Below are 13,119 nucleotides of genomic sequence, written 5' to 3'. Positions count from 1 at the left end.
GCTCATAACCTGAAGGCCGCAGGTTCAAATCCTGCCCCCGCAACCACTGATAACGACAAACCCGTAGCATCCGCTGCGGGTTTTGTTGTTTTTGTAGTGTTTCCAAGGGCTTGACGCTCCGTCCAATTGAGGATCGTGCCCAGTTCGCCGTGCAGTGTCGCGTAAATCTCGCCGCGTTCTGGCCCCGGTGTGAGGGAAATCTTCTCGATCAGGCCCCGCAATGTCTCCGCTGCTTCCTGCCGCTCTTCCTTGCGGTTGAGCGCCTTGGTCAGGGCAGAAACCTTCTTCGCATAGATCGCTGAGGCACTCGGCAGAATGTCCGGTGTGTCCTCTGGCGCGTCGGCCAGCAGGGCGTTCAGTTCGGTCTTGCGCGCCTCCAGCGTGTCCATCTCAGCCTTCATGCTCTCATGAAACATGCCAGCCTTGATCGCCTCGATGATGCCGCGGATCTGCTTCTCGATCTTTACCAGTTCCGCCTTCCAGGCATCGCCGCTGGAGCGGCGTTCCCGGTTCAGCCGGTTGGTCTCCTCGGCATAAGCGCGCATCGCCTCCTCAACGATCTCAGGTGCCATCATGCGGTCCTTCAGACCGGAGAGCACGCGGGCTTCCAGTTCCTCACGCGGGATCGTGCGGCTGTTTGAACAGGCACCCTTGCTGATGTGGTTCGAGCAGGCGAACCGATCAGCGCCGCGAAGCGAGTAGGGGCCTCCGCAGCAGCCGCAAAACACGAGGCCGGACAGAAGGGACTTCGGCCGACGAGTGCCGTTCAGGCGGTTCTTCTTGTGGTGCTTGCGCACGGCTTCGGTGACGTTGGCAAACTTCTCGGCGATCTCGTCCTGCCGGACACGAACGGACTGCCAGAGTTCGTCATCGACAATGCGCAGCTCCGGGACATCCTTGATGATCCAATCGGATTCCGGGTTCAGGCGTGACACCCGCTTTCCGGTCGATGGATCTTTGATATAACGAAGCCGGTTCCAGATCAGACGACCGATATAGAGTTCATTGTTGACCAGCCCCGTGCCGCGCTTCACATGGCCGCGGATGGTGGTGTCGCTCCAGAGCTTGCCAGCCGGACCCGGGACACCCTCCTCATTCAAGGTGCGGGCGATTGTGCGCGGACCCACGCCGGCGGCAAACTCGCGGAAAATGCGCCGGACAACATTCGCCTCGGCTTCGTTGATCTCCCGATCCCCGCGAATGGGATCACCGCGCGCATCGAGCTGTTTGACGACATTGTAGCCAAAGCACAGGCCGCCACCCGATTTGCCGTCCTCGACGCGGCCTCGAATGCCGCGATGGGTTTTGGCAGCGAGGTCTTTCAGGAACAGCGCGTTCATCGTGCCCTTGAGGCCGACATGCAACTCGCTGATCTCGCCCTCGGACAGCGTGACAATCGGAACGCCAGCAAATTTGAGGTGCTTGTAGAAGGTGGCGACGTCAGCCTGGTCACGACTGATGCGATCCAGTGCCTCTGCCAGCACAACGTCGAACTGTCCTGCCTGTGCGTCCTGCAGGAGTGCCTGAATGCCGGGGCGGAGGATCATGCTCGCGCCTGAGATGCCAGCATCCTTGTAGGTGCCGACGATCTTCCACTTCTCGCGCTTCGCCTGTTCGCGGCAGATGCGGAGCTGGTCCTCGATCGAAGCTTCGCGCTGATGGTCGGAAGAATATCGGGCATAGAGCGCAACGCGGGTCATATCGGCAGTCCTTTCAAGCTCCGTGTGAGGGGGCGAGTTAATTCTGTTCAGGTTCGGAGGCGGCTTCGACGGCTTTGCCGCTGCGCTGCGCCGCTGCCAGCAACTCGTCATATTGGGCGGCCGACATCAGCACAAACTCGCGCCGGCCATGTCGCGTGATCTCTACCGGCTCACGATGAGACTCGTTCAGATACTGTCCGAACTTGCGCTGGAATTCGAGGGATGTTGTGGTTGGCATCGCAGACTCCAGGAGAATAGGTCTGCTTATAAAATACGTGTTACACGTATAAATGCAAGAGGAATTGCAAATCAACTACGAAGGTGGTGTTGAGCTTTGCGTTCCGCTGCCAGCTTCCGCTCGAACTGCTCGCGGGCGATCTGGCGACCGATCAGGCGAGCCAGCGACATCAAGGCAGCGTCTTTGCGCGCGGGATCATTCCGGTCCGTTTCCGGTCCGGTCGAGGCTGTAACCTCGATGCTGATCCTGTTTCGCTTGACCGCCATCGTCTCCAAAATCCCATCCCCGGAAAGGGGCTGGGGCAATGGAACCGCGGAATGTCAGCGTAGGGAAGGTCTCGGGAAACGCTGTGCGGCGAATGGGATGCTTTGGCGTAGAAAAGGGACGGGTCGGTTGGTGGCGATGTACTCCACTATCGCTCTGTTAGTCGGTTCGGGGCATTATTTGTGCTAGTTCATCGGTGGGACTCGTCTTGTAAGCATCGCAAAGATGGAAAAGCTGCAGTCCGACCGACTTCCGCAGCGTCGCTAGCGCATCTCTAAACCGCAACCAACTGGGGTTTCCGCTGTCGCAACGTAGCGTCACCAAGTCGATTTCCTCGACTTGAACGAAGAACGTCAGGATCGTTTTCGTCAATGATTGGAGTACCTGATCCAGTTCGCTACCTTGGGGTAGCCCCCTTCGTAAATCAAGTAACCTGAACCGCAGACGGTCCAGCGATTGGCGAACCCGGTCGGGAAACTCTGCGTCAAACGACTCCCAGAGTGCGCGATGGTCCTCAAATTCTGAGACTATGTCCTTCGCAAGCTGGGGCGCCTGTTGCCGTGTCTGCAAAAGCACGAGGCTTTGCGCATAGCCTTTCGTGCGAACCTCCGCGATCAGCGCCTCATGGTCACGTTTCCACTGACGGAGAAGTTCGGGCTTGTGAGGCGAAGCATCTTTATCAACGATGTCACCGCATTCCCTACAAAGCCACAAGCCGTTTGAGATGTGCTTGCGCTGTTCAGGAGTTTGGTTCTTATCGTAGCGCGGCCCGTTGCTTGCGGCGGCCCTTATGTGAGCGGCATGACCGGTTCTCAGGCTCTTCGCCTGATCCGAATGTGGCCCCGCAGTCAACTTCAGGCAGTCAGGATTCGAACAGAAGTACGCAGCTCGTTCTGCAAGTGTTTGTTTGGTTCTGGGTGAGAACTCATCTCGCGCGCCCATAGTCTTCTCCTTCGGCCGCTCCGTGGCAGCTAGTTTTCTTTAGGGCTCTCTCCACCGCTCTCCGCAGCGCATCAATGGTGTATCGGGCCAAGTTACCTTGAGCCGACTATTAACGCTCGTTATTGTCGTCTTCGTAGTCGGACCAATCGTCAGCGGGAGCATAGTATTCTGCTGCATCGTAGGTCTGAGTCTTCTTGTATCGATCGCTGAGCCCCACTGCGGCGAGTTTGGAGAGGCCAGCAATCTTGAGGCCGCAGGCTACGCATTCAAAATGCGTCGGGAGATACTCCTGTGTCTCGATGATTTCGTCGTCGTCGAGCTTCTGCGTTGGGGCCGAAACCGGCTCTCCCAGCACAAGTGCGGTCGACGCACATGACGGACAGTCGACTCTATGACCGCTTTGACGGGTGGCCCACACTGACGCCTGCGTTTGCAGCGTCGCGCGCTCGTGTTCTGGCTTGGCGTTCCAGACCTTCTTGTGCGCCTCAACGTCCCCCCTCACGGCTTTCGCACTCTCATCTGCAGCTGCATCGATCAGCTTCCTAGCAACCTCCGCTTCGTCTTCGCCAAGAAGCTCATCGAGTGGGATGCCCATTGACGTCAGAAGGATTTGGCAAGTCTGATAGAATCTTGGTTGCCAGGTCGATCCCCTAATTCCCTCGAATGCGAGTTCGCCAGTATGAAGCTCGGCATTGCGCTTGCCGGTATGCACGACACCGAAGCTCTCATGCTCCTTGGTGAACTCCGGCAGTATCCCTGAAAGGCGTTTGAACACCTCGCTGATTGCGATGGATCTCGGCGAGAACCTCTCTTCGAACGGAGTGAAGCCAAGCGAAAAATAGAGATTCGACCCATTTTTATCGGCTTCTGCAAGCAGCGCGGGGCTTACATTTGCCAGAGCGGCGCGGGCAAGAAATTCTAGAGCGAGGCTCGACCAGAGGGCGTATTCCCATTTATCGCTGTCATATTCATCCATGTTCTGGATGTAGCGCACAGCCTTCGCGTAGAGTGCCTCCGGGTCGAAGGTTGCCGGCGTTGCGCCCGGCTTGATTGTCGTCTTCATTTTAGCCCTCCCAAATATACCCTCTCAATAGAACGATCCTCTCGTCCTGGCGGTATCGGCGAACGGGCATGCAGCATGCGCCAGTTGTCGATTATCAGGGTATCCCCCGGACGAATGAGGGCAATCGACAAAGGGTCACGTTTCGCAAGCCAATCACGAATCTGGGCGTCGGCGGTGTCGCCAACTTTGCTCGCTGGCCGAAGAAATATTTCATCCCATCGTAGGAGGTCCGTGCCATCTGACGTACGTTCGAGCAGGCGAAGAAGCACAAGGGCTCCATGGCGGGGCCGGCGTGGCTTGAAGACTGCGCGTGCGAGAGTGTCTCGAGAAACGGAGTTGACGAGCTCGCGGCCATCGATCAGCAATGTGGGAACGTCATCATATCCAATCAGGCATCGTAGGAGTAAGTAGCGCGGTGGTGTCCGCCAATGGGCAAGATCGGTATGAAACGGAAAACGGCCCAGACCAAAGTTCCCGCTATATGTATTCGGAGCCGATTCTTCGCGAGGAATTAAAGTTTGGACAAGACCGCCTTCCCAAGGCGTGAGTGGATCACCGAGTTCGTTAGCGACTTCGACGATGTCAGCATTAGGGCGATGCTGAGAGATTAGGGCGTAGCCGCTTTCGGTAATTTTTTGTCTCAGATCGAACCCCATCATTTCTCAGTCATTCAAGTTGCCTTCTGGGCTATCGGCAGGGCGCCGACTCGATATCGAGCGACGGCATGATGTAGATTGCCCCGCGATCCATGCTGTCGAGGAAATGCGTCTTGCTTGAAATCGCGGGCCACTCGTACGTTTGATCATGTGAGACAACGGGCTCTGGTTGTGACGATAGTCTCCATGTGCTTCTTGAAGTGGGCTCAGAATTGCTCTCATGTTACGACCGGATCAGGAGGCAGGGCTACGAGATTGTTCTCACCAAACAGCTCTGTGAGCTTTGCCATCGCTGCGGGACTAACGAGTTGCGTGAACAGCAAAGCTAGGCGCACCTTGGGGCGTGAACATGCAACATAGAACAAATTCCGATTGTTCTCGAAGAAATCCTGTTTGTCAGCAGGAGGCGCTGCATCCATCCATTCTAGGGTCTGTACAAAGTTGTATTTGTTCCAGCCACGTCCCACGATCACCATAACATTCTCGAACTCCGCGCCCTTCACGCCGTGCTTCGTAGCAAATGGCGTGTGCCCGTCGATGAAACGATCCAACGCTATCAATTCCGTATAGTGAACCGTCCGTAGCTTTCTAAGCTGTGTAATCCGGCGGGGTTCCCCTTCTACGGGTTCATCTCCGACCTCAGCGAGCTTCGCTTCGCGTTGTTCCACAGCGGCAGGCAGCCGCATGTGCGGCTGGGCGGCGATGAAGTCGATTATCTCGCCAATCGTTCCAGTCTGCCGCAACGCAATGAGGACGTTCATGCCATTGGTCCAGGCGATCTTGTCTTCATGACAACGGATGCGCGGCATGCCCGACCCGAACGCCTCGAACATTTCCCCATACCGGTTGGCCTCGAACGCAGCGCAGGCGGGTTCAAGCTGGTCCGCAAGAAACTTGATGTGAGGATCATCCTTCTTCAACCAAGGATCGTTGAACTGGCCATAGATGCTCCGAATGTTCTCGTATCCTTGCTCCCGAGCAAGTATACTGTGGCTGAGCATCAGTATTTTTGTTTTCTCTACCGATAGATCCCAGCCCTCGGCTGCCAGCCGATCCTTCATATGCTGAAAGTAAGCACGAGCTGCCTCGGGACTGGTATCATCTTTCCAGTGGCCGCCTCCCTGTCCGGTTCGTCGCTGCCCCGGCCAGTTGTTTGTATGAAATACACGGGTCTCACCCTGTGCAGCGGGATCGCTAACCATCTGCGGCAAGTCTGGACGCATACGGTTGAGGACCTGCACAATCGGATCAACGGACCGGAAGTTCGCTTGCTTGTCTATAACCTCCAGTGCCTGGTGTTCCACCAGCCCACATCCCTCGCCGTAAATCTTCTGCCAGTGGTCTCCGAAAAGACCGATCAAGGGGCCTTCACCTCGATCAAGAAACCACTCTTTCAACGCATCAACGAAACCGGCATCCGTGTCCTGATATTCGTCGATAAGCAGAATGGGATATCGTGAAGTCAGAACCCGACGAAATTTGGGGCGACTCATCGCCTGAATCATCAGCGACAATACATCTTCATGGCGAAGTGACACCTGATCGTCTGTCACGCCGGGGTAGCCAAGTTCATAATGAATACGACGATGACCGACGCCGCCGGTTTCCGCAAGCCGCTCCTCCCATGTCGGCAACCCGGGAACCAGTTCACGCAGTGTAGGCTGAAAATCCTGAAGGACTGACCAGCAAAAACCGTGCACGGTTTCGGGTCTCACCGCAGGGTGCGCGTTCGTTCTGGCAATGATCTCGTCCTTGGCGACGTTGGTGTAGGTGATGCAGCCGATCTGTTGGCGCTGCCGCAGCAACGCGGAGCCTTGCTTTTCAATCAATCTGCGAAGTGCTCTCTCAAGAGAATAGGTTTTCCCAGCTCCGGCGCCCGCCTCTAGACGAAAGCTGCGTCCTTCATCCAGGCAAGCGAACATGCGTTCCAGAGCAATGCGACCAGCGGCATCTGCGGGGCTTTCTTGTCCCTCAGCCATGTTCGCCTCCCTGGATGGGGGCGATCTCGACCCCGGCAGCTTCGGCGAGGATTTCGACCGCTACGGCCACTGGGGGAGGCACAGGGGCCGGATTACCCTGTGCCAACCATCTCAAACCTTCAGAGATGTAACGGGGAACAATCCACTCGGTGTTTGTGATCGCGTATTGCAGAGCAAAGGCGGACTTTTTTTGTTCCGCAGCGAGTTCATACGCCGCCGTTGCAACATCTTCCTCTCCAAGCGCGAAAAGGCCAGGGTTCGCGATTATGAACGCATCTTCGAAGCTCCGTCCGCACGCTCCACCATCCTGCTCTGGAATCTGGTACGCGATGCGCCTGCCATTTGTAATCTTCTCGTCTGGTGTTTTGATGAGCAAGGCAGCCGGAGATATATCGGCGCCATACAATGCCTTTAGACAACCGTTACTCGTGAATTGCCCTTGGGCGACAGGTACGGCCTCGCGCTTGTTGTTTGCATTGGGACGAACCGCATCTATGTCCGTAATAATCAATGTGCGGAGTTCGAGGAACGTCAGCAAATCGAAGAAGCGGTGAGCATAGGCTCCGCCTACTTCCATGACGGTGAGGTATTGACTGCCGAGCTGCGGTGCTCCAGGTGCCGCATTGTCCGTTTTTCGAATCATTGTCGGAAGGAGGAGGCGTTCCGACGTTCCCTCGATCAGGACGGCCTTATCGGCAAAGAACAGATCGCAACGGGTGAGAGTCAGATACTGATGTAGAAACTCCCGATCAGGCTCGGGCGCAGTTCCCATGCCCCGGCGAAGGTCTTTGATGATGGTCCGCCGGACGCCATTTTCGTCCGCTTTCGACAGGAAATAGCGCATGGATTCAAAGCGGGCCTCGTTAGCCATGTGCGGCGAATGCGTCGTAACGACAAACTGGACGGGCCAAGGGTGATTATCGTTCAATTGAGTGACGAAAGCATTCGTGATCTGATCAAGTTGCCGAATGAATACCTCCTGCATCTGGGGATGAAGGTGCGCTTCCGGCTCTTCGATGAATATTAGATGCACTCCAGCCGCCGTCGGTGTTGCCTGATACTCACGAAAGAAGCGCAAGAGTTGCAGCAGCATGAAGACGAGATTACGCACGCCGAGACCATTGTAGGTTTCTGGAAGTGTTATCCCGTTCTTCCCGACATAACGGACCTTGGTGTGATCGCTTAGCAACCTCTCAACGTCAAAGCTCGTCTCAGTGATGAGTCCTGGATCAGCCAGTCCGGGGTAGCCGAACAGTTCGAAGGTGGGCAGCAGCGATGTAAGCTTGACATTGAAGTCGCTGTGCAGATCGCTTTGAATGTCTTCGACAGCGCTTTTCAACTGTTCGGCGGTAGTCCGTTTTTCAGGGTCGGTCGGATCGCTTAGTGCCGACTGAAAAAGTATTTCTACGACTTTTCCGAGAACATCTCGTTCGCGTTTCGTGTCGTCACCCAATCCACGTTGCGCATTGATGAAGCCGCCTTGTATTATAGCAGTGAGCACTTTCGTTTCGAGCGGCTTCCTATTCGTGGGATCGTTAGGATCAATCGCTTCTAAAATCGATATGTAGGTGGCAGAAACCCGCGCTCCCAGAGCACGGAAAAGCGCACTTCTGGCATTCTCTGCATCTTCTTCTGGTGCAGGGAGATCGGCGAAGAGAAATGTAGTTGCGTCGGGTCGAGGGCCAAAAGTCAGGACAAGACGCCCATATGTACAATCTGGATTTAGGTCGATGATGCAGTCGCCCAAAGCTCCAAGGTCCGGCATGTCAACGTCGTACGAAACATCAATTATTATACGAATGACGGGAAGTGTATCCAGTACGTCTGAAACCTCCGCTCCGGCGCTGAACGCCTCAAATGCGTTCCAGAACTTCTCGTGACAGCCGAGAGAAAAATCTTCGAGACGGAAGGTGAGTGTCTTTTCTGAGAGGAGTCGGCGGAAAAGCTCTGCAATCGATGTTTTGCCGCTATTGTTTCGTCCCACGATCAGCGTGGTTCTATCTTCGAACCCAATCTCGACGTCCTGCAGCAATCGGAAGTTTTCAATCTTCACATTGTGTAGCTTCAATTTTCACGCCCCCAAATATAATGCCATCGTCTAGTCGTTAGTTCTGTAATTATACATCGCGAGATGTCCGATTCGGATCGGCGCAACGAGTATTTTTGCATGGCCCTAACTGCTTATGAAGCCGCGATTTTTCATTTCCTTTCTATTTCTCTCAAATATTGCGCGGGCCGCCTGCAGGATCATCACTAAACTACTCTCGTCAGAAGAATATCTGCCCGAGGAGGAATGCCGTTTTCCTTATAATGGATCATGGCATAAGTGATGATCTCCCAATCCTTTCTTTGTTGGACTTGAGCCAAATCGACTTGCCAGATTTCCACTCTGCGGTCTGTGGCGGTATAGTGCCATGTCGTTGGTGGCGTGTGCTTCCGTCCTGGATAAAGAAGTATGACGCGGCTGGCGTTGTAGACCGCCCCATAGGACGCGAGTTGGTAAAGATCGGCTTGGCTCACATTTGGCGTAGAGCCGGGCTGTTTGCCGAGATCCTTCCATTTCGTATCAATGACCAGTGGACCTTCAGGCGTGTCAATGACGATGTCGGGGATTAGAGGGTAGGCGCCATGTTGCAACAGGGTGTGCTGTCGACGCTGAATCGACACTGATCCGGGCGGAAGAACCCGTTGCAGCCAGCGGGCAACATACCGTTCAAACAGCATGTTCATCGGAAAGAGCAACGAAATGCCCGTGCCGTGTCCGGAACTCGTGTTTTGCCACTCTGCGTCCATCAGCATGCGCGCAAGCATTTGGGCCTGACGAAACCGCTCATTCATCCGGTTCCAGACGATCCGCTCCCTCAGGGGGGCGGGGCTGGTGGGGATGTCGGCGAAGCGGGCTGTCAGATTAGCGATCCGGCGACGCAGAGGCTCGGAGCGCACAAAGGGGATGATGCGCAACAGGCTGGCCTTGAACAGCCGGTTGAGCGGCGTGTTCTCGGAAAACTCGTCAAACCGGCAATGCAGGCGGGAAGGATCAACCGAACGGTGAACGATCTGCTGCCGCACATCGAGCGCTCCCCGCAGCTTAGGCAAAACATCCTCCTCTGGCACATAGTCGCGCGTCAGACCGGATTTCGCTTGTTCTGCAAGGCGTGTCACAAACAGATTGATAAAGGCTTCGAGAAGATCGCTCTCCTGTGCGCCCATCTGCGCGATCTGCCCTTCTGAAAGCGGTATGTCGAAGGCCACCGCAATCATCCGCACAAGGGTTGCTCGCAATGCACCGTCCTCATCGGTGAGCTTGGGCAGTATTTCCAAACTTATCCCTGGAACGGAAATAATGCCGCAAACCTGCTTGGTTTCCAGCTGCCGAAAGCCGCGCGCCAGTACGCCGTTCTCAGCCACGCCAAGCCTGCGGGCAGCCGTGATAGCGGCAAGATGCAGTTGCTCGGCTTGTCCTTCGCTGATTCCGTCGGGGCCAATGGGCAGAGAGGACCATTCCGGCAGAGAGTAATGGCTTTTCTGCTTGGGCATTATTCCCGTCCCAGAAGAGCCATGTAAGCTGCTTCAGGATATCCGCCTTCTTCCCGAAAAACATCGGAATAGCGATACCGATCCTCAGCAAATCCTTCAGCCCCCTTGGGAACCGGAATAGGGGATCGATTCAGGAAGCCGTCGCCGCCACCCAGAACAATGCGAACCCGTTCAATGTCGTCATGGAAATACTCACGCAGCAGCGGGATGACCTTGAACGCCATGATCCGATCGAGGTCGGCTTTCGTCTTGACGCCCATAAACCAGGCGTGGCCGATCTGGGCATCCTCTCCCAGAAAATAGACAAGGCGCAGATTGAGGTTGTCCAGAATGGCTGCAAGATCGAGCGCACTATCGTCGAGCTCGATGCCTGCGAGTTCTGCGGAATCGGGTGGCAGTTCCTCAAACACGAAACGCCGCCGCAGTGCTGTATCCAGCAGCGAGATGGATCTGTCGGCCGTGTTCATCGTGCCAAGGATGTACAGATTGGCCGGAAGAGAGAATGCGGTCTTGGAATAAGGAAGTGTGACGGTGATCGCCGCAGGCGCTCCCCGTCTCTTGTCTGCCTCCAGAAGCGTGATAAGTTCGCCCAGAACCTTCGAGATATTGGCGCGATTGATCTCGTCAATGATGAGGACATGGTTGCCGGCCTGCTTCGACGCCCGCTCTGCAATCACTTTCAGAACGCCTCCTTCCGGTTCGAGCGTGAAGCCTGCCCCTGATGCCATCGGCTTGGGTCGCAGTCCCTCGACGAAATCTTCGTAGGTATAGCTTTGGTGGAAGGTGACGAAGCCGATGCGCCCGTCCTTGACCAGTTGCTCATAGGACGCGCGCACTGCACCCGGATCGGACGCCACCTGGCCTAGACATATCTCGACGGCGCGTTGTGCGGTACTGAATGTCTTGCCCGTACCCGGAGGGCCGTAGAAGATCGTATTCAGTTCAAAACCGGATGGAGCTGGCACGATGGCTTCTTCATCCAGCTTATCTGTCGAGTGCGCCTTCTTTTCTTTCGGCTTCTGCCAGACAGGCCTGAAGTCACCCTCGTAGAAATCGACGTGTGAACCATGCTTGGCTTCAAGGCTCTTGCGCAAAGTCAGAAGTGCGTCATCGAGCTTGGCTATGCTCATAGCACCGACATCGGCTGCGGTTATGGCCCCGAAGCCAGCCAGAATATCCCGTTTATGCTGGCCGGCGCTGATGCGCTCGAAGCTGTCAGGAAAAAGCAGGAAGGGCAGGATATGGCGCAACTGCCGATTTTCGCCGTTCACCTGTATCTCGAACCAACTGGCAAATGCGCCGCCGTCCCCAAGCAGGCGTCGACGTTCATCAACAGGCCTGGATTTGAGATCCTGCATGGCGGTAATCAACAGAACGAGCTCGCGCCATTTATTGTTGTTATATCCTTGGCCAGCCCGGCCCACACCGTAAAGGACCTGTTCGGTCAGGGCCGCCACATCTTGCGGCAAGTCCTGGCCTGACCAGGACCAAACCTCGCGGACTTTCCGATCCTTGGTCGGGGGAGAGACATCGCCACGCTGGAAGGCATAAAGTAGCCAGATCAGCTCGGCCATCAGGCAGTGCGCTTCAGCGGTTGCGTCAGACAGCTGGACTTTCAGCTTTTCAAAGAACTTGCCTTCGCCTTCATCGAGGTTCTGGACGTAGGTACGTTGCAAATCTGCAAAGTGTTCAGCGGTCCAGAGTGAGCGTCCAGGTGAAAGCAGGGAACCATCGCCGATCAGACAATCAGTGCGAAGGCGATCCATCGTCTCGTAAAGCGGAGAAAGATCAGCATCTGGGTTATAACGGGCCACGAAAATTCCTCGGAAATACTTAGATATGCAATATTCGTCTTCCGACTGGCGCGAGTCGGTCCAGCTTGCATAAGAAACCAGCAAAGCTCTTTTTGTCCAGTATACAGAGGCATTTGGGGGAAAGCCTTCCCCCTGGTCGGCACTGGCGTTGCCGACGCACCCCCATCAGCGGGGAGACCCCGCAACGCCCCCGAGAGTGAGAGTGCGGACGGGGTTTCCGTGACGGGTTGAGGGCTGGAAGAGAGGCTTCCGGCGCCCGTCACGGAGATCATCCCGATGGCCAGACATGATCGCAGCCCCGCTGACGGTGGCGCGCGCAGCAACCTTTACGACGACATCACCAACAAGATCATCGCCGAGCTGGAGCAAGGGCGTCTACCCTGGGTCCAGCCCTGGGGTGCGGCGCCCGATACCGCCCCGCTGGGCCTGCCGAGAAATGCGTCAACCGGCCGGTCTTATTCCGGCATCAATATTCTTATCCTCTGGGGCGCTGTCATCCAGCACGGCTTTCCCGGTCAGTCGTGGCTGACGTTCCGTCAGGCGCTTTCGCTGGGTGGCAATGTCCGGAAGGGCGAACGCGGCACCACTGTCGTTTATGCCGACCGTTTCACCCCCGAGGACGAAAAGCGCCGTGCCCGCGATAAAGGTGAGGACGCGCATGCCATTCCGTTCCTGAAGCGGTTCACGGTCTTTAACGCCGCACAATGCGATGGTCTGCCTGATGACATCACGGCAGTCGCGCCGCCACCGCCGCCGGGCCTGATCGAACCTCGGGTCGAGGCGTTGATCCGGGCCACCGGCATCGAGTTCCGTATCGGTGGTAATCGCGCCTTCTATATGCCGTCGCTCGACTATGTGCAGGTGCCGCCTCCGCAAGCCTATTTCGAGCCGATCAACTGGCACCGGACGGCCCTGCACGAGCTGGG

Annotated in this window: 11 protein-coding genes; 1 reads left to right on the top strand and 10 read right to left on the bottom strand. The window is 56.2% G+C overall.

What is annotated here, in order from left to right:
- Window positions 1-2: 2 nt before the first annotated feature.
- From L981_RS31200 to L981_RS31160, 10 genes are all read right to left on the bottom strand, one after another.
- Window positions 3-1,700 (bottom strand): recombinase family protein, encoded by a 1,698-nt coding sequence (locus tag L981_RS31200; RefSeq protein WP_043626092.1) that lies wholly within the window; start codon window positions 1,698-1,700, stop codon window positions 3-5.
- 37 nt (window positions 1,701-1,737) lie between these two features.
- Window positions 1,738-1,938, bottom strand: a complete 201-nt coding sequence (locus tag L981_RS31195; protein ID WP_036744045.1) for a type II toxin-antitoxin system prevent-host-death family antitoxin — start codon at window positions 1,936-1,938, stop codon at window positions 1,738-1,740.
- A gap of 71 nt (window positions 1,939-2,009) precedes the next feature.
- Window positions 2,010-2,204 carry a hypothetical protein gene (locus tag L981_RS31190; protein ID WP_043626089.1) on the bottom strand — a complete coding sequence of 65 codons (195 nt, stop codon included), beginning with the start codon at window positions 2,202-2,204 and terminating at the stop codon, window positions 2,010-2,012.
- A gap of 157 nt (window positions 2,205-2,361) precedes the next feature.
- Window positions 2,362-3,144, bottom strand: a complete 783-nt coding sequence (locus L981_RS31185; RefSeq protein ID WP_036744044.1) for a hypothetical protein — start codon at window positions 3,142-3,144, stop codon at window positions 2,362-2,364.
- 109 nt (window positions 3,145-3,253) lie between these two features.
- Window positions 3,254-4,207, bottom strand: coding sequence for a hypothetical protein (locus L981_RS31180; protein WP_013368614.1), 954 nt, complete (start codon window positions 4,205-4,207; stop codon window positions 3,254-3,256).
- Entirely contained in the window at window positions 4,204-4,866 is a 663-nt protein-coding gene (locus L981_RS34125) for a TauD/TfdA family dioxygenase (RefSeq protein ID WP_013368615.1), read from the bottom strand. The genes L981_RS31180 and L981_RS34125 overlap by 4 nt, the downstream gene beginning before the upstream one ends.
- A gap of 215 nt (window positions 4,867-5,081) precedes the next feature.
- The gene (locus L981_RS31175; RefSeq protein WP_043626086.1) at window positions 5,082-6,842 is read right to left on the bottom strand and encodes a UvrD-helicase domain-containing protein; all 1,761 of its coding nucleotides are present in this window, start codon (window positions 6,840-6,842) and stop codon (window positions 5,082-5,084) included.
- Complete coding sequence (locus L981_RS31170) at window positions 6,835-8,895, bottom strand: ATP-dependent endonuclease (RefSeq protein WP_197067213.1); 2,061 nt, start codon at window positions 8,893-8,895, stop codon at window positions 6,835-6,837. The genes L981_RS31175 and L981_RS31170 overlap by 8 nt, the downstream gene beginning before the upstream one ends.
- 200 nt (window positions 8,896-9,095) lie before the next feature.
- Window positions 9,096-10,379, bottom strand: coding sequence for an McrC family protein (locus L981_RS31165; protein WP_043626080.1), 1,284 nt, complete (start codon window positions 10,377-10,379; stop codon window positions 9,096-9,098).
- Complete coding sequence (locus L981_RS31160) at window positions 10,379-12,193, bottom strand: McrB family protein (RefSeq protein ID WP_013368620.1); 1,815 nt, start codon at window positions 12,191-12,193, stop codon at window positions 10,379-10,381. Before L981_RS31160 ends, L981_RS31165 begins: the two co-directional genes overlap by 1 nt.
- A gap of 276 nt (window positions 12,194-12,469) precedes the next feature.
- Here L981_RS31160 and L981_RS31155 point away from each other — a divergent pair.
- The coding region (locus L981_RS31155) for an ArdC family protein (protein WP_043626102.1) at window positions 12,470-13,119 on the top strand (650 nt) is incomplete at its 3' end.

Origin of the sequence: Ensifer sp. ZNC0028 (assembly GCF_000799055.1) — a bacterium.
Taxonomy (GTDB): Bacteria; Pseudomonadota; Alphaproteobacteria; order Rhizobiales; family Rhizobiaceae; genus Ensifer.
The sequence above is the reverse complement of the archived record's forward strand: the minus strand, read 5'-3'. Positions and strand labels throughout refer to the sequence as shown.